Here is a 17,667-nt window from a genome sequence, read left to right as displayed (position 1 = left end):
GGTGGTGGCTAGTCCAGACTCGGGTACCCGCCCCGGCCTTCTCAGCCGCGTGCTGAGACGAGCGTGGATTCCGCTGGTGCTGGTGGTCGTTTTGGCGCTGTCGGCACTCATCGTGTCGCGGCTGCACCGGATCTTCGGCTCAGAAGATCTGAACGCAAACGCCGGCAAGGGGATCGAAATCGTGCAGTTCAACCCGAAGGTCGTCGTCTACGAAATCTCCGGCAACCCGGGTACGACCGCGAACATCAACTACTGGGACGAAAACGCGAACACGCACCAGGTCAACAACGCCCCACTGCCCTGGACGACCACGATCTCGACCACGCTGCCCTCGGTCAGCGCCAACATCATGGCCCAGAGCGACGGCAGCACGATCAGCTGCAAGATCACCGTGGACGGCGTCGTCCGCGACAACCAGAACTCCAACGGCCATAACGCCCAGACCTTCTGCCTGGTGAAGTCCGCATGAGCGACACGAGCAACAAGACCGAGCGCGACCTGAGCGCCGCCGACACCGGCCCGATCACAACGGGGCGCCTGTCCAAGGCCGAGCGGGGCCACCGGCCCTACCTTCCCCATGCGATCCGCATCTTCGCGATACCGATCATTTTGGGCTGGGTGGCCGTCACCGTGTTGGTGAACGTCATCGTTCCCACGCTGGAAAAGGTCGGCGAGGCGCACTCGGCGCCGATGACACCGCTGGACGCACCGTCGATGAAAGCGATGATGCGCCTGGGCCACAACTTCCGGGAGTTCGACTCCAACAGCACCGTCATGATCGTGCTGGAGGGTCAGCACCCGCTCGGCCCGGACGCGCATCAGTACTACGACAAGCTGATTCGGCAACTCCGCCAGGACCCCAAGCACATTCAGCACATCCAGGACTTCTGGGGCGACCGGCTCACCGCCGCGGGCGCTCAGAGCGCCGACGCGAAGGCCGCCTATGTTCAGGTGAACCTCGCCGGTAACCAGGGCACGACGCAGGCCAACGAATCCGTGGACGCCGTTCGCAAGGTGATCGGCGAGAACAAGGCGCCACCCGGCGTGAAGGCCTACGTCACCGGTCCCGCAGCACTGTCCGATGACATGCATATCATCGGTAACGCCAGCCTGGCCAAGATCACGCTGTTCACCCTGGGTGCCATCGCGATCATGTTGCTGCTGGTCTACCGCTCCATCGTCACGACGCTCGTGCAGCTGTTCATGACGTTTGTCGCGCTGGCCTGTTCGCGCGGAGTCGTCGCGGTTCTCGCATACCACAACGCGTTTGGACTCACCACCTTCGCCGCCAACATCCTGACCATGCTGGCGATCGCCGCGGGAACGGACTACGGCATCTTCCTGGTCGGCCGCTATCAGGAGGCGTTGGCCGCCGGCGAGGATCGAGAAACCGCGTACTACACCACGTTCAAGGGCGTCGCCCCCGTCGTCTTGGGATCGGGCCTGACGATCGCGGGAGCGACCTACTGCCTGAGCTTTTCGCGGCTGCCGTGGTTCAACACCATGGGCGCGCCCGTGGCGATCGGCATGCTGGTCGTGGTGCTGGCCGGAATCACGCTGGGCCCCGCGGTCGTGTTCATCGGCAGCCGATTCCACCTCTTCGAGAAGCAGGCCAGGCGTGGTCGGCTCTGGCGCCGCGTGGGTACCGCCGTAGTGCGTTGGCCCGCACCGGTTTTGGCCGTCAGCGCCGCGGTCGTGCTGGTCGGCATGATCGCCCTGCCGAGCTTCCACACGAGCTACAACGACCGCCATTACCTGCCGTTGTCAGCGCCCTCCAATCAAGGGCAAGAGGCCGCGAATCGGCATTTCTCCGAAGCACGGATGAACCCCGACCTGCTGATGGTCGAGTCCGACCATGACATGCGCAACCCGGCCGACATGCTGGTGTTGGACCGGGTGGCCAAGAACGAGATGCGCACGCTCGGCATCGCCATGGTCCAGGACATCACGCGCCCGCTGGGGATCCCGATTCAGCACAGCTCGATTCCGTTCCAGAACAGCGTCCAAAGCCAGACGACAATGCAGAACATGAGCTTCCTCAAGGAGCGCATCGCCGATATTTTGAGGATGGCGGACGACCTGCAGACCCAGATCGAGACCACTCAACGCCAGTACGAGGTGTCGCTAGATCTGGCCAACGCCGCCGACGACAGCGCGAAGACCACGGCGGTCACCTCGCAGATCACCGACACCCTGCGCGACCACATCGCGGATTTCGACGACACCTTCCGGCCGATACGCTCCTACATGTACTGGGAGAAGCACTGCTACGACATTCCGGTGTGCATCGGGCTGCGGTCCCTCTTCGATACGTTCGACGGGTTCGACCAACTCGCCGAACAGTTCCACTACCTCACCGCTGACATTCAGCACACCGCCAACGCCACCCACGACCTCAATGCGCTGTTTCCGCCGCTGATCACCACACTGAAGACGACCAGGGGCATCACGCTGACGCTCTACCAGACGTTCAAAGCGATGATCAATCAGATGGAGGCGATGAGCAACACCGCCATCGTGATGGGGCAAAGCTTCGACAACTCCAAGAACGACGACTTCTTCTATCTCCCGCCGGAAGCCTTTGACAACCCCGACTTTCAGACGGGTCTTCGCATGTTCCTGTCGCCGGACGGTAAGTCGGCGCGGTTCTTCATCACCCACCAGGGCGATCCGATGTCGCCGGAGGGCATCGCGCGCGTCGACGCCGAACGCACCGCCGCGCAGGAGGGGTTGAAGCAGTCCTCGCTGTCGGATGCCCGGGTGTATCTCGGCGGGACCGCCGCGACCTTCAAGGACATGGCCGACGGCGAGAAGTACGACCTGATGATCGCGGTGGTGTCGGCCCTCACGCTGATCTTCATGATCATGCTGCTGCTGACCCGAAGCGTGGTGGCCGCGCTGGTGATCGTCGGCACGGCGGCCAGCTCGATCGCGGCGTCTTTCGGTCTGTCCGTGTTGATTTGGCAGGATCTGTTCGGCATCAGGATCCACTGGATCGTGATGGCGCTGTCGGTCATCATCCTGTTGGCCGTCGGGTCCGACTACAACCTGCTACTGGTCTCCCGGTTCCGCGAAGAGATCCACGGCGGGCTCAAGACGGGGATCATCCGGTCGATGGCCGGCACCGGTGGCGTGGTGACGGCCGCGGGTCTGGTGTTCGCCTTCACCATGGCATCCATGCTGGGCAGCGATCTGCGCGTGCTCGGTCAGTTCGGGTCGACCGTGTGCATCGGTCTGCTGCTCGACACGCTGATCGTGCGCACGTTGCTGATGCCCTCGATCGCCACCCTGCTCGGGCGGTGGTTCTGGTGGCCGCAAGTGGTGCACCCGCGCGGTGACAACGCGCGACGGCCGGTAAGCGCCACCTAATCCGACGGGAGCGCCACGCTCACCGCGACCGCGCCCGCGCCGACGTGCAGCGCGAGCACCGGTCCCAGCTCGGTGACGATCGCCGGCTCGCACGCCGGCAGCCGCTCGCCCAGCGCCGAGGCCACCTCACGGGCACCGTCCGGGTTGTTGACGTGGTGCACCGCCAGGGCGGCGGCGTCGTTGCCGACGACCTGACAGACCCGGTCGATCATCACCTCGGTCGCATGACTGACCGTGCGGACCCGTTGCGCCAGAACAAGTTTCCCGTCATCGATGCGCAACAGCGGCTTGAGTGCCAGCGCGGTACCCAGCCACGCCTTCGCCCCGCCGATGCGCCCGCTGCGGCGCAGGTTGTCCAGCCGGTGCACCACGATGAAGGCATGTCCGCGGTCCACGGCCGCGCGCGCGGCCTCCGCGACGGCGTCGACGTCTTTACCGTCGGCCGCGGCCCGCGCGGCGGCCAGCGCGACGAAGCCGGTGCCCATAGCGGCCGACTTGGAGTCGACGATGCGCACACCCGGGTCGAGGTCGGCGGCGGTGCGTTCGGCGGCCCGACAGGTGCCCGACAGCCCCGACGAAATATGCACGGCCACAACACCGTCGGCGCCGCTGTCGGTCAGCGCCTGCTGGTACACGTCGGCCAGTTCTGCCGGAGTGGCCGCGGCGGTGGTGGCCGCGAGTTTGTAGATGTCGCCGGGGACGTCGTCGACACCGTCGCGCAGATCGTCGCCGTCGAGCAGGATGTGCAGCGGAACGACTCGTATCCCCCACTTTTCGAGCAGGTCGGCGGGCAGACGTGCCGACGAGTCGGTCACCACCACGACGGTCATGGCGCTACCCGCGATGCTTCTCGTTAGGTACCCCGGCCTCGGCGAGCGCCTTGAGCATCAACTCCGCGACCGCCTGGTGAGCCTCGAAATTCCAGTGAATGCCGTCGGGGTTCCCGCGGCCACTCATAACCTGCTCGGCAACAGCGGCTTTGAGGTCGACCAGCGGTACCTGGTGGTTCTGCGCCCACTCGGCGATCGCGGCCACCGTCCCGGCGCGCCCGTGATGTGCCCGGCCGTAGGTGTCGGCCATGTGCACCGATGGCAGCGAGGCCACGATGGGGATGCCGGGGCGGTTGAAATCGATTGCACCACGGGTCTGTTCGAGGTAGTCCGCACTCAGGTGCGGAGGCAAAGCCGATCGGGCCACCGGCGAGAGCCTGGGCTGCAGCCAGCCATAGCCGTCGCGGACCCAACGCCGCAGCCAGGGCGGCCGCACATAGCGGATCAGCTCGCGCAGCGCGGTGGGCAGCACCGACGGCAGTGAATCCATGCCACCCGTGGCGAAGATGACCGCGCCGGCCCTGGGCAGCGCCGCCCAGGCCCGCGGGTCCTGGGTCGCCGCCCACCAGACGTCGCGGCACGTCCACCCGATGCGGCCGATCAGCTCGACATCCCAACCCAATTGCGCCGCAACGATGTTCGGCCAGATACGGGGATCGTCGGCGGGCAGCCCTCCGGTCGGCCCGTAGTAGGCCAACGAGTCGGCGAAAATCAGCAGTGCGGGCTTCGACCGCCGTTCAGAGGACATCGTTGGACACCTGCGCCGAAGCGTTCCACACATCCAGACGCCAACGGATGCTGTCGAAATCGTCGGCGGGATCGTCGTTGTGTCCGGACAGTTGCACCCAACTGGCATTGCCCATGCCACCCAGAATCGGCCAATTGGCGACCGGAAGCTTCAGCAGCGCGGCCGACAGCGCGGCGATCAGGCCGCCGTGGGCCACCAGCACCACCGGGCGATCCGGCCCCTCGGGATCGCCCCACTCCGGCTCGCCGGACACCAGTTCGGCGACCAACGGCACGCTGCGGGCCGCGACGTCGACCCTGCTCTCGCCGCCGTGCGGCGCCCAGGTGGCGTCCTCGCGCCAGGCCAGCCGTGCGCCCGGGGCCTGCGCGTCGACCTCGGTGTGGGTCAGGCCCTGCCAGTCACCCAGATGAGTCTCCCGCAATCGCTGATCCACCCGGATCGGCAGACCGGTCACCTCCCCCAGCCTGACCGCGGTGTCGTAGGCGCGATGCAGATCCGACGACACGATCAGGAGCGGCTGCAGCTTGCCCAGCACCTCGGCGGCGGCGATCGCCTGCGCCCGCCCGAGTTCGCTCAGTTCGGAATCCAGCTGGCCCTGCATCCGGCTACCGGCATTGAACTCGGTTTGCCCGTGCCGCAACATGATCAGACGCCGAATGTTCATCGCGCGCCCGAGTCTTCGGAGTTCCCGGGACTCTCGTCCAGCTCCACCGGCACCGTCGGGCAGTCACTCCACAGCCGGTCCAGGGCATAGAAGTCGCGGTCTTCCTGGTGCTGAATGTGAACGACGATGTCGCGATAGTCCAGCAGCGTCCAGCGGCCTTCCCGCGTGCCCTCGCGGCGAGCCGGCTTGTAGCCGGCCTTGCGCATCTTCTCCTCGACCTCGTCGACGATGGCGTTGACCTGCCGCTCGTTGGACGCCGAGGCGATCACGAAGCAGTCCGTGATGGCGAGCTGGGCCGAGACGTCGATGACGACGACGTCGTCGGCCAGCTTCGCGGCGGCCGCGCCGGCGGCCACCGTCGCCATGTCGATGGCCTCCCGGGTGGCGCTCACGGGTGTTCCCCCGTGCTCAGGCGTGTTTGGTTGACGATCACCGGCGGCCCCTCGTCGCGGTAGAGCCCGCGCTTGGAGACGTACTGCACGACGCCGTCGGGCATCAGGTACCACAGCGGCCTGCGCTGCGCCGCGCGTTGACGGCAATCGGTGGAGGAGATGGCCAGCGCCGGGATCTCGACGAGCGTCAGGGCGTCCTCGGGCAGCTCGCCGAGCACGCCGGTGATGTGTTCGCGGCGCAGCTCGTAACCGGGCCGGCTGACCCCGATGAACCGCGCCAGGTCGAACACCGTCTCCCAGCCCTGCCACGACAGAATAGAGGCCAGCGCGTCGGCCCCGGTGATGAAGTAGAGCTCGGAGTCCGGGTTGAGGGCTCGCAGATCGCTCAGCGTGTCCTTGGTGTAGGTGGGGCCGCCGCGGTCGATGTCGACGCGGCTGACCGAGAAGCGGGGATTGGACGCCGTGGCGATCACCGTCATCAGATACCGGTCCTCGGCGGCGGAAACTTGCCGCTCCTTCTGCCAGGGCTGCCCGCTGGGCACGAACACCACCTGGTCGAGGTCGAACAGGTCGGCGACCTCACTGGCGGCAACCAGGTGGCCGTAATGGATGGGGTCGAACGTCCCACCCATCACTCCTAACCTGCGAAGCTGCTTTTGCACGATTTGCCAGCTTACTTGAGCCGGTGTTACGGCCCGATTTCCCAGGTGTTGGCCAGACCGGCCACACCAGCCTCTGCGTCGGGGCGGCACGTGTTGCGCCCGCCTCACAGCGACAAATGGCTGACACATGGCTGCCGACGACGCCGGGACGTCGGCCGGCCCGCGGTTGTCGCTGCGAGGCGGACATCAAGAACACCCCCGCCGGCGGAGACGCGTGTGGCCGGTGTGAAACGGGCGGCACTCCTAAACGGGCAGCAACTGGTCGATCACCGCGGCCAGCTGTTTGGCGGACCGGCACTCGTGCATCGGGATGACCTCTTGATAGCGCGGCACCGCCGAGTCGCCGCTGCCCCACAGGTGCTTCGGCTCGGGATTCAGCCAGTGCGCGTGCCGGCTGGCGGTCACCATGTGGGTCAGCAGCTCAATCTCCGGATTGCGGTAGTTGGTGCGGCCATCCCCGAGGACCAGCAGCGAGGTGCGCGGTGACAGCACATTGGGGAACGCCTGCACGAACGACGCGAACGCGTTGCCGTAGTCCGAATGGCCGTCACGGCTGTACACGCCGGACTCCCGGGTGATCCGCTGGATGGCCACGGCCAGGTCCGCCTCCGGGCCGAACATGTGGGTCACCTCGTCGGTGGTGTCGATGAAGGCGAACACGCGCACCCGCGAGAACTGTTGGCGCAGAGCGTGCACGAGCAGCAGGGTGAAATGGCTGAACCCGGCGACCGAGCCGGACACGTCGCACAGCACCACCAGTTCCGGCCGTGCCGGGCGCGGCTTGGCCAGCACCACGTCGATCGGCACGCCGCCGGTGGACATCGACTTGCGCAGCGTCTTGCGCAGATCGATCGACCCCGCGCGGGCTCGTCGCCGCCGCGCCGCCAGGCGGGTCGCCAGCGTGCGGGCCAGTGGGGCCACCACCCGGCGCATCTGGCGCAGCTGCTCACCGGAGGCGCGCAGGAATTCCACATTCTCGGAAAGCTGTGGAATGCCGTACATTTGGACGTGATCGCGGCCCAGCTGCTCCGCGGTGCGCCGTTTGGTCTCGGAGTCGACCAGCTTGCGTATTTGGGAGATCCGCTGCGCGGCAAGCGCTTTGGCGATCTCCTCCTGGCTGGGAGTGGGTTCCTCGCCGTACGAGGCGAGCAGCCCGGCCAGCAGCTTGCCCTCGAGCTCGTCCAGCGCCATCGCCTTGAGCGCCTGATACGACGAGAAAGACGGGCCGCGGCTGGAGCTGTATTTGCCGTAGGCCTCCACGATCTGGGCGATCATCGCTACCAGGCGCTCGTCCATCTCGGCGAGATCGGGGTTGTCGGTCAGCAGGTCCGCCAGCATCTGGCGCATCGCCTCGACGTCGTCGGCCGGCAACGCGTCGTCGTCCGGCGAGTCGTCGGCCTCGTCGTCGGTGACCACCGCGCGAGCGCCCAGCGCCGCGGGGAACCACAGGTCAAACATCGCGTCGTAGGTCTCACGGTGGTCCGAGCGGCGCAGCACGGCGCACGCGAGGCCCTCGCGCAGCACCTTCCGGTCACTCAGGCCGAGCGTCGCCATCACCCGCCCGGCATCCACCGTCTCCGACGGACCTACCGAAATCCCTGCCCCGCGAAGCGCTTCCACAAATCCCACCAGGTGGCCCGGCAGCCCGTGCGGGGCGAGCGGCCGGGAGGGTCGGATACGGCGGGTGGCCATCGCAGCAGTCCTAATTCAGCCGCAGCTCGCCGGTTGCGCGCTGCTGGTCGGACTGGTGTTTGAGCACCACGCCGAGTGTGGCCGCGACGACCGCGTCGTCAATGGTGTCCAGGCCCAGCGCAAGCAGCGTGCGGCCCCAGTCGATGGTCTCGGCGATGGACGGCACCTTCTTGAGCTGCATACCGCGCAGCACGCCGATGATGCGAACGAGCTCCTCGGCCAGGTGCGCGGGCAGCTCGGGCACCCGGGACAGCAGGATGCGGCGTTCCAGGTCCGGACTGGGAAAGTTGATGTGCAAGAACAGGCACCGACGCTTGAGCGCCTCGGAGAGTTCGCGGGTGGCGTTGGAGGTCAGCACCACCAGCGGCGTGCGCTCGGCGGTGATCGTGCCCAGCTCGGGAACGGTCACGGCGAAGTCCGACAGCACCTCCAGCAGCAGGCCCTCAATTTCGATGTCGGCCTTGTCGGTCTCGTCGATCAGCAGCACCGTGGGCTCGGTGCGCCGGATGGCGGTCAGCAACGGACGCTGCAGCAGGAACTCCTCGCTGAACACGTCGTCCTTGGTCTGGTCCCAGTCCCCGTGTCCGGCAGCGTTGCTGGTTTGAATACGAAGTATCTGCTTGGCGTGGTTCCACTCGTATAGCGCGCGCGCCTCGTCGACGCCCTCGTAGCACTGCAGGCGCACCAGGCCCGAGCCGGTGGCCTGGGCGATGGCGCGGGCCAGCTCGGTTTTGCCCACGCCGGCGGGGCCTTCCACCAACAACGGCTTGCCGAGCCGGTCGGCCAGGAACACGGCCGTCGCGGTGGCGGTGTCGGGCAGGTAGCCGGTCTCGGCCAACCGCCGCGACACGTCGTCGATGTCGTCGAACAACGGCTTGGACCGGGCGGGCACACTCACGATCGGTTCTCCTAAACACTTGCTCTGCGCGGGGTATCAGGCCGGACGAGTTTGTCCGTCTCCCCACGCAATCCATTTGGTCGAGGTCAATTCGGGCAGCCCCATCGGGCCGCGGGCATGCAGCTTCTGGGTGGAGATGCCGATTTCGGCGCCGAAACCGAACTGCTCACCGTCGGTGAACGCCGTGGACGCGTTCACCATCACCGCGGCCGCGTCAACGCCGTCCGTAAACTTGTGCGCCGCAGCCATATTGGTGGTGACGATGGCCTCGGTGTGTCCGGTGCCGTACTCGTTGATGTGCGCGATCGCGGCGTCGATACCGTCGACCACCGCCACCGCGATGTCCATCGACAGGTACTCGCGACGCAGGTCATCCTCGTGCGCGTCCTTGGAAAATCCACCGTGCACCGTCACGCCGGCGTCTTGCAGCGCGGTCACCAGCCGGGGCAGCGCCTCCTCGGCGATCCCGACGTCGATCAGCAGTGTCTCGGCGGCGTTGCAGACACTGGGCCGACGGGTCTTGGAATTCAGCAGGATTCGCTCCGCCACATCCAGGTCGGCGCCCTCGTGCACGTAGACATGACAGTTCCCGACGCCGGTCTCGATGGTGGGCACCTGCGCGTCGCGGACCACCGCGTCGATCAGGCTCGCCCCGCCGCGCGGAATCACCACATCGACCAGGCCGCGGGCCTGGATCAGATGCGTCACCGTGGAGCGGTCATCGGCCGAAAGCAGTTGCACCGCATCGGCGGGCAGGTCCTCGCTGACCAGCGACGCGCGCAGCACCTGCACCAGCGCCTGGTTGGACCGCGACGCCGACGAACTTCCGCGCAGCAGCACGGCATTGCCGGATTTCAGCGCCAAACCGAAGGCATCGACGGTCACGTTGGGCCGGCCCTCGTAGATGATGCCGACGACGCCCAGCGGAACCCGCTGCTGGCGCAACTGCAGCCCGTTGGGCAGCGTGTAACCGCGCAACACCTCACCGACCGGATCGGGCAGCCTTGCGACCTGGCGCAGGCCGGCGGCTATGCCCTCGACCCGCTTGGGGTCCAGGGCCAACCGGTCGAGCATCGCGGACGGCGTACCGGCCGCCCGGGCGGCGTCGAGGTCTTCGGCGTTGGCCGACAGGATCAGTTCGGTGTGGGCAGCCACCGCGTCGGCCGCAGAACGCAGTGCCTGATCCTTGGCAACCGTCGGCAGCAATGCCAGGACACGTGACGCGACCCGGGCTCGGCGTGCTGCGTTGTGCACCTCCTGGCGCAAGTCAGGAAGCGATGGTGCTTGCAGACTCATTGAACCAGGGTATCCGGCGGCAAAACCCCGGGTGAGGCGACCCGATTCGGGCTAGTCCCGATGGTGGCGACCCGCTTCACCCGGCACCGCCGCGCTCGCGATCGCCACTGGGCCCGATGGTGGCGACCCGCTTCACCCGGCACCGCCGCGCTCGCGATCGCCACTACCCAACTCGCTCACCGCGCCGCGCGCTGCGCACCTTGCTGCGCCGCTCTTCGATGATGTTTCCGAAGTTCTGCAGCAGCAGGGGCGCACGCGTCACCAGGTGCTCGATGTGTTCGCGGTCGATCTCCAGGGCAGTGACCTCTTCCAGCGCGTACGCGCTGGCCAGGTTCGGTTGCCGGGTCAGCGCCGTCAGCCCCAGGAACGACCCCTCGACCAGCGTGCTGATCGGCACCACAGACCCGTCGTCGGCGGTCGCGGTCAGCTGCACGCGCCCGGAGACCAGGAATGTCATGGTCGCGGGCACCTGGCCGGCGTACTCCACCACCTCGTCAGCGCCGTAGCGGACGATCCGCGCCGCGGACCGCAGCGATCGCTGCTCCTCGGCGCCGATCCGCAACGCCGGCGCCACCACCGTGTGCAACGCGTGCTCCACCCGTTCGACGGTGGAGAAGTCGTCGTCGGCGTCGTCGAGGTGCAATTCCTCCCGCCGGGCCGCATACCAGGCCCAGCGCAGGAACGTGGCCTTGGCGGCGCCGCCGTCCGCGGGCGAGTCCAACCCGATGGTGGTGCGGTACTCGCCCGCGCCCATGGGGACCGTGCGCGGCACGCTGCCGGCCTTGAGTTGCGGCAACCCCTGCGCGATCCGCGACAGCAGCGCACACACCCGGTCCGGCGGGTCGACGCTGGAGAACATCGTCGTCACCGCCAGCTTGTGCGCGCCGGGCGGGCGGCTGAGATTTGTGAACGCGTTGCTGGCGAGCATGGAGTTCGGCATGACCCGAATGCCGCTGCCGGTGTCGATGTGCACGGCGCGCCAGTTCACCTCGACAACGCGCCCGCTCGCCGTGCCGGTGTCCAGCCACTCATCGATGCGGAAGGGCTGCTCGAACAACATGAACAGGCCGGACACGATCTGGCCGACGGAGTTCTGCAGCATCAGACCGATGACGACGGATGTGACGCCAAGCGCGGTGAAGATGCCGCCGATGCGCACGCCCCAGATGTAGGACGACATCACCGCCAGGCCAACACCGATCACCGCCAGCCGAGCGCAGTCTAAAAATATGGTGGGTAGCCTTTTGCGCCAACTCTTTTCGGGCGCGCCTTCAAACATCGTCGCGTTCAGACCGGACAGCAGGAGCACCAGCACCAGCAGACCGAACACGGTGGTCAAAACGCGGACCGGAACGTCGCCGGCCGGAACCTGCGAGGCCTGGACCAACAGCAGCAACAATGCACCGAGCGGCAGCAGGTAATTGCGCAGCAGGCCGACCTGCCGGGCCAGCGGGCTGTGCCGGCGCAGCAGCGCGTCGTGTAGCTCGGTGAGCGCGATCAACCCGAGCGGCAGTCCGACCGCGATGCCGATCGCCCAGTAGAACCATGTCGAGTTGAAGAGGTTCATCAGCGCTCCAGCAGCCGGTAGATGGCCTGATCGGTGCCGCTGACCGAGATGCTGCCGGCGGGCGTGAACTGCCGAACATCCCGCATCGCCTCATACACCTGCGAACTGACATACACGCCGGGCTGCGGTGAGCCACTGTGCATTTGATACGCCAGACTGACCGCACCGCCCCACATGTCATAAACCAGGCTGGACCGGCCGACCAGTCCGCTCACCACGTTGCCTGTGTTCACCCCGACCCGCAGAGCCAGCTGATGCGCGGCCTGGCGGTTGAAGCGATCGATGATACGACCGATCTCGAGGGCGAAGTCGACGGCACGGTGAATGCTGTCCAGGCGGGGGGTGACCACCCCACAACTGGCCAGATAGCCGTTGTGGAAGGTCCGAATCCGTTCGACGCCAAGGGCTTCGGCGGCCGAATCGAATTGGCGGAAAAGATCGTCCACGGTGGCGACCAACTCGTCTTCCGGTACGTCGTTGGAAAACTCGTCCAGGCCGACGATGTCGGCATAGATGATGGCGACGTCCTGATGTTTCTGGGCGATGGTCTCCTCGCCCTCGCGATAGCGTTGCAACACCGATTCGGGCATCAACGCCAGCAGCAGGCGGTCGTTTTCCCGGCGCTGCTCGTTGAGCAGCTCCTCCTTGATCGCCAGGTTCCGGCTCATCTCGTTGAACGCCGCGGTGAGATCACCGATTTCGTCGCGCTGCCGGACTGGGATGTTGATCTCGTAGTCGCCGGAGCTGATCTTGCGGGTGCCTTCTTCCAGGCGCCGGACCGGTCGCACAGCGGCCTGAGCGACGAACATCGACGCCACGCAGATGGCGAAGATCATTGCGGCGACCGCGATCACCAGCGTCTTGCTGAACCTGCCGAGCCGGGCGAACGCATCGGAGTTGTCGCGCGTCGCGAGGATCGACCAGTGCAGGTCGGAGTTGGGGATGCTCAGCGGTGAATAGGCTTCCAGCTCCCTGTTGCCCAGGTAATCGGTGGCGCTGACCACCCCCGTCTCACCGCGTTTGGCGGCGCGAAGACCGGCGGTGTCAACCGGCTGCACCAGGGTGGTGGTGCCCAACCGGATCGCCCGGTCCACCACGTCGGGCGGCGTGCCGGCGTCGATCGCCGAGCGCCGGTATTCCTTCGGATCCTCGATGAAATCCCGTGAATCGGAACGCATCAGGTCGTCGGGGCCGGCCAGATACGTTTCGGTCGCGGGCCCCATCCCGGCGGCCTCCCAGTGCTTGTCGGCCGTCATTATCTTATTGATCTTCGCGACCGGCACCGGCAGCGCCATCACGCCTTCGAACTTGCCGTTCATGCCGATCGGTGACACCACCCACGCCGTGGGGGTGTCGAGTGCCGGCTGGTACTGCTGGAAGTCGGTGATCCAGACGAAGTCGAGGTCGTTGGACGCCAAGGCTTTCTGATACGCCTCCCGCAGCTTCGACTCGCGATACGGGCCGGTCAGAATGTTGGTGCCGAGATCGGGTCCCTTCAGCACGCTGTAGACGACATTGCCCTGCATGTCCAACAGCAGCGCGTCGCGATAGTCGAAGCGCGTGACGATGCCGCGCATGTAGAAGTCGAAGCGCGCGTTGGTCGCCGACCATGCGCTGCCGTCGCCGGCATCCTGGGCGGGCAGCGCGTCGGGGCTCGGCCGGGGCGCGGCGGTGTAATACGCCTGAACATACTTCTGCGCGTTGGAATTTGGCAGGACGGCCCTGATGTCGATGGTGTCCCCGGTGATTCGCTTGATCGGTTTGATCATCTCGTTGTCGTAGTAATCGACCAGCGACTGCTGTTGGGCCGGAGAGATCTGCGCGTTGTTCAGTTGGGCGAAGTCCGCCGTGAGGGCCGTCGTCGCCTGGTTGATGCCGGGCCCGCCGCTCCAGGTGATCAGCGAATTCGACACCTCGCGGAACAACGCCTGCACCGCTCGCTTCTGGGATTCGCGCATCTCGATCAGGCGTTCGGACTCGACCTGCCGCAACGCGTTGCGCCCGGACACCGCCCCGATGGCGCCGATCACCGCCACGCCCAGGATGCTCGACAGCAGCATGGTGATCAGAATCTTGGATTGGATGCCGAAACGGAATCGGGCCAGCGCACGGTGACGCGGGCGCTTGGTGGCCGGTTGGGCCGGTTCGGAATCGATATGGGGTTCAGCGTCTGTTAGCTCGCTTGTGGTCAACCGCCTGCCCCTTTTCTCGGGATCCAGCACCCCTAACGGAGCAGAATATCGTGCGGCCATCAAGTTATTCGGCGTTTGCCGTTACGCGATTCGGCGTCGAAAGTGCTGGTGGCCCTGGTGTGCTTTGCCATCCCGTCGCGACTAACGTCGGCGTCATGGCTGGGGTTTGTGTGGTGGGCAGCGTGAATCTCGATCTGTCGTTGGGTGTCGACGCCCTTCCACGGCCTGGCGAAACGGTTTTGGCGTCGTCGTTGACCCAGGCCCCTGGCGGCAAGGGCGGCAATCAGGCGGTGGCGGCGGCGCGCGCGGGCGCGGAGGTGCAGTTCGTCGGTGCGGTGGGCGATGACGCGGCCGCCGAACAATTGCGCGCCCACCTCGGGGCCAACGGCGTCGGGCTCGACGGAGCCGTCGAAATTCCCGGCCCCAGCGGCACGGCCGTCGTGGTGGTCGACGCGAACGCCGAGAACACCATCGTGGTCGCGCCGGGCGCCAACAGTCGTTTCACGCTGACCGACGATCGTGCGCGTGCGGTCGTCGCGCACTGCGATGTGATGTTGACCCAGCTGGAGATTCCGGTGGACACGGCTGTCGCGGCGGCGCAACACGCGCGTTCGGCGGGGGCGATCGTCATCGTGAATGCCTCGCCGGCCGGCCAGGACCCCCGCTCGTTAGGCGAGTTGGCGGCCGCGGCGGACGTGGTGATCACCAACGAAGACGAAGCCGACGAATGGCCTTGGCGTCCAGAGCATTTAGTGATCACGCTGGGTGCGCGCGGCGCCCGCTACATTGGCACGGACGGCGACTACACCGTGCCGGCTCCGACAGTGGATCCGGTGGACACCACCGGGGCCGGCGACGTGTTCGCCGGCGTACTGGCCGCGAATTGGCCGTCCAATCCCGGCTCGCGGGATCAGCGGCGGCTCGCGTTGCAGCGTGCGTGCGCGGCGGGTGCGCTGGCGACGTTGGTTGCCGGCGCCGGTGATTGCGCACCCGACCTCGGAGCGATCGACAAGGCGGTCCGAAACGCGTCCTAGCCGCTCTGTCGGCCGACGTCGTGGGCGATTCTCAGACCGTCGCCGGTTTCCATCTCGTCGGCCGCCTGGGTGACCAGCACGCGACTTCGGCTCGGCGATAGCAGGGCTGAGAGATAGTGGTGCGGTGCGTCGGCCGCGTAGACGAGCCGGTTGACCCGCAGCAGGGCCGCGCCGATCGGCATGTCGAGCAGCTGTGCGTTGCGCGGGCCCGCGATTTCGGCCGTGATCTCGTGACGCACCCGGTTCATGGTGATGCCGCCGTCGGACAACAGCTCGTAGAGGGGTGCGCGCCGCAACGCGGCCTCGGTCAGCACCGGGGCCAGTTCCGGCGGCAGCCAGGCGTCGGTCACCAAAAGCGGCTCGCCGGTCCTGCGTTGTCGCCGCACCCGCACGATGTGCAGCAGCTCGCCGGTGCGCCCGAGGGCTTCGGCGACGGCCCGCGCGGGCGACCGCGTGCCGAGTTCGACCACCTCGACCTCGGTCTCGAATTGGGTCTGGCGCAGTTCCTGCAGATACGAGCGTCCGGTCGGTGCATCGGCCGGATCATGTTGGCGCACAAACGAACCAATGCCATGCCGGCGTTCGATGTAACCCTGTTCGGCGAGGTCGGCCAGCGCCCGCCGCACGGTGATGCGAGAGACCCCGAACTGATCGCACAGGGTCTGCTCGGTGGGCAGCGCCTCGCCGGGGGCGATCACCCCGCGGTCGATCTCGTCGTGCAGCACCAAGTACAGCTGCCGGTGCAACGGCACACCGGCGGTCGCGGACACCGGACCGGCCTTCTCGCTGCGCTGCTGCACGGTGGTCAATGCTGTCACACCGCCTCCCTTGCACGATTCGATCAGTTGTTATAAACATATAACAACTGCCACCCATCGACTAGGGGGTCGCGATGACCGCGGTGCAGCAGCGAGTCGCCAGCGATCCGGCCGGGCCGACCGGGCGCCTTGCCACCTGGGTCGCCGAGCTCACGCTCGACGACGTTCCCTCCGCCGTCGTCGATCGCGCCAAACACCTGCTGCTCGACGGCATCGGCTGCGCCCTGGTGGGGGCCCAATTGCCGTGGTCACGCGTAGCCACCGGCGCCGTGCTGGGTTTGGAGGGCCGCGGCGACTGCGCCGTCATCGGGACCGGCCAGCGGACCAGCGCGCCCGCGGCCGCGGTGCTGAACGGCACGTTCATCCAGGGCTTCGAACTCGACGACTTCCACCCGCTGGCCCCGCTGCACAGCTGCTCGCTGCTCATCCCGGCGCTGCTGTCCACGGCGTCGACACGTCCGGAGCCGACGACCGGCGCCGACCTGTTGCTCGCGGCCATCGCCGGGTTCGAGGTCGGGCCCCGCGTGGGCTACACCCTGCACGGCACCCAAATGCTCGACCGCGGATGGCATTCGGGCCCGGTCTTCGGCACCCATTCGGCGGCGATGGCGTCCGGCAAGCTGCGCGGACTGCCGCCGGCGCAGCTGGAAGACGCGCTGGGCCTGGCCGCCACCCAGTCGGCGGGTCTGATGGCCGCGCAGTACGAAGCGATGAGCAAGCGCATGCACCACGGCCTGGCCGCGCGCAACGGCTTCTACGCGGCGGGTCTGGCGGCCGCCGGGTACACCGGGATCAAGCGGGTGTTCGAACGTGAATATGGCGGCTTCCTCAGCGTTTTCGGCGAGGGCCACGACCCGGATGCCGCACCGCTGACCGATGAACTCGGCCACCGCTGGGAGACCTCTCTCATCATGGTCAAGTCCTATGCCGCGATGGGCGGGCTGCACAGCGCCATCGACGCCGCCCGGCAGTTGCGGAATTCGGTTGCGCCGGGCGACATCTCGTCGGTAGACATCACCGTCGGAGAGACCGTGTACAAGCACGGTTGGTGGCGGCCGGAGCGCCCGCTCACCCCGATCGGGGCACAGATGAACATCGGGTACGCCACCGCGGCCGCGTTGCTCGACGGCAACGTGCTGCCCGAACAGTTCACCCCGGCCCGGCTCGATTCCGACGACATCTGGTCGCTGATCGCGGCCACCACGGTTCATCTCGACGAATCACTGGCCCGCGCCGGCATCGCCGAGAAATTCCGCACCGACGTTGCGGTGACCACCCGGGACGGAACCGTGCACCGCGCGCGAGTGGCGCTGCCGCACGGCGCACCCCACGATCCCGTATCCAACGACGAACTGGTGGCCAAGTTCCACGCGCTGGCCGACCGGGTCACCGATCGCGGCCGCGCCGCGGCGATCGAACGTGCGGTGGTCGGGCTCGACGACCTGACCGACATCAACAACCTGATCGACCTGCTCGCCGGCCCAGTCGCCGGCGCGCTGGACTGA

General features: G+C 67.0%; 15 protein-coding genes. 4 read left to right on the top strand and 11 right to left on the bottom strand.

Annotated elements, in window-relative coordinates:
* Window position 1: 1 nt before the first annotated feature.
* Both B8W69_RS20160 and B8W69_RS20155 read left to right on the top strand, forming a co-directional pair.
* Entirely contained in the window at window positions 2–469 is a 468-nt protein-coding gene (locus tag B8W69_RS20160; protein ID WP_181447447.1) for an MmpS family transport accessory protein, read from the top strand.
* Entirely contained in the window at window positions 466–3,369 is a 2,904-nt protein-coding gene (locus tag B8W69_RS20155) for an MMPL/RND family transporter (protein WP_085291544.1), read from the top strand. The genes B8W69_RS20160 and B8W69_RS20155 overlap by 4 nt, the downstream gene beginning before the upstream one ends.
* Here B8W69_RS20155 and B8W69_RS20150 read toward each other — a convergent pair.
* The 10 genes from B8W69_RS20150 to B8W69_RS20105 form a co-directional block, all read right to left on the bottom strand.
* A complete protein-coding gene (locus B8W69_RS20150; RefSeq protein WP_085291543.1) occupies window positions 3,366–4,199 on the bottom strand; it encodes a DegV family protein in 834 nt (277 codons plus the stop codon). The two genes, B8W69_RS20155 and B8W69_RS20150, sit on opposite strands and share 4 nt — an antisense overlap.
* 4 nt (window positions 4,200–4,203) lie before the next feature.
* Window positions 4,204–4,947, bottom strand: a complete 744-nt coding sequence (octT, locus tag B8W69_RS20145) for a diglucosylglycerate octanoyltransferase (protein WP_085291542.1) — start codon at window positions 4,945–4,947, stop codon at window positions 4,204–4,206.
* Window positions 4,937–5,611, bottom strand: a complete 675-nt coding sequence (gpgP, locus tag B8W69_RS20140; RefSeq protein ID WP_085291541.1) for a glucosyl-3-phosphoglycerate phosphatase — start codon at window positions 5,609–5,611, stop codon at window positions 4,937–4,939. Before gpgP ends, octT begins: the two co-directional genes overlap by 11 nt.
* Complete coding sequence (rsfS, locus tag B8W69_RS20135; protein ID WP_085291540.1) at window positions 5,608–6,003, bottom strand: ribosome silencing factor; 396 nt, start codon at window positions 6,001–6,003, stop codon at window positions 5,608–5,610. The genes gpgP and rsfS overlap by 4 nt, the downstream gene beginning before the upstream one ends.
* A complete protein-coding gene (nadD, locus tag B8W69_RS20130) occupies window positions 6,000–6,665 on the bottom strand; it encodes a nicotinate-nucleotide adenylyltransferase (protein ID WP_085291539.1) in 666 nt (221 codons plus the stop codon). Before nadD ends, rsfS begins: the two co-directional genes overlap by 4 nt.
* Before the next feature lie 243 nt (window positions 6,666–6,908).
* Window positions 6,909–8,357: a vWA domain-containing protein gene (locus B8W69_RS20125; RefSeq protein ID WP_085291538.1), complete on the bottom strand. Its 1,449-nt coding sequence runs from the start codon at window positions 8,355–8,357 to the stop codon at window positions 6,909–6,911.
* Between the two features lie 10 nt (window positions 8,358–8,367).
* On the bottom strand, window positions 8,368–9,255 hold the full coding sequence (locus tag B8W69_RS20120) for an AAA family ATPase (protein ID WP_085291537.1): 888 nt from the start codon (window positions 9,253–9,255) through the stop codon (window positions 8,368–8,370).
* Window positions 9,256–9,291: 36 nt separating this feature from the next.
* A complete protein-coding gene (locus B8W69_RS20115; RefSeq protein WP_085291536.1) occupies window positions 9,292–10,551 on the bottom strand; it encodes a glutamate-5-semialdehyde dehydrogenase in 1,260 nt (419 codons plus the stop codon).
* 163 nt (window positions 10,552–10,714) lie between these two features.
* Window positions 10,715–12,118, bottom strand: coding sequence for a mechanosensitive ion channel family protein (locus B8W69_RS20110; RefSeq protein WP_085291535.1), 1,404 nt, complete (start codon window positions 12,116–12,118; stop codon window positions 10,715–10,717).
* Window positions 12,118–14,310: an adenylate/guanylate cyclase domain-containing protein gene (locus tag B8W69_RS20105; protein ID WP_085291592.1), complete on the bottom strand. Its 2,193-nt coding sequence runs from the start codon at window positions 14,308–14,310 to the stop codon at window positions 12,118–12,120. Before B8W69_RS20105 ends, B8W69_RS20110 begins: the two co-directional genes overlap by 1 nt.
* Before the next feature lie 155 nt (window positions 14,311–14,465).
* Between B8W69_RS20105 and B8W69_RS20100 the strand changes: the two genes are divergently transcribed.
* Window positions 14,466–15,344 carry a ribokinase gene (locus B8W69_RS20100; protein ID WP_085291534.1) on the top strand — a complete coding sequence of 293 codons (879 nt, stop codon included), beginning with the start codon at window positions 14,466–14,468 and terminating at the stop codon, window positions 15,342–15,344.
* On the opposite strand, the gene B8W69_RS20095 is transcribed toward B8W69_RS20100, so the two are convergent.
* The gene (locus B8W69_RS20095) at window positions 15,341–16,153 is read right to left on the bottom strand and encodes a UTRA domain-containing protein (RefSeq protein ID WP_110881996.1); all 813 of its coding nucleotides are present in this window, start codon (window positions 16,151–16,153) and stop codon (window positions 15,341–15,343) included. The two genes, B8W69_RS20100 and B8W69_RS20095, sit on opposite strands and share 4 nt — an antisense overlap.
* Window positions 16,154–16,236: 83 nt before the next feature.
* Here B8W69_RS20095 and B8W69_RS20090 point away from each other — a divergent pair, with 83 nt between their 5' ends.
* Window positions 16,237–17,667 carry an MmgE/PrpD family protein gene (locus tag B8W69_RS20090; RefSeq protein ID WP_085291533.1) on the top strand — a complete coding sequence of 477 codons (1,431 nt, stop codon included), beginning with the start codon at window positions 16,237–16,239 and terminating at the stop codon, window positions 17,665–17,667.

The organism is Mycolicibacterium vulneris (assembly GCF_002104765.1).
Lineage (GTDB): Bacteria > Actinomycetota > Actinomycetes > Mycobacteriales > Mycobacteriaceae > Mycobacterium > Mycobacterium vulneris.
The sequence above is the reverse complement of the archived record's forward strand: the minus strand, read 5'-3'. Positions and strand labels throughout refer to the sequence as shown.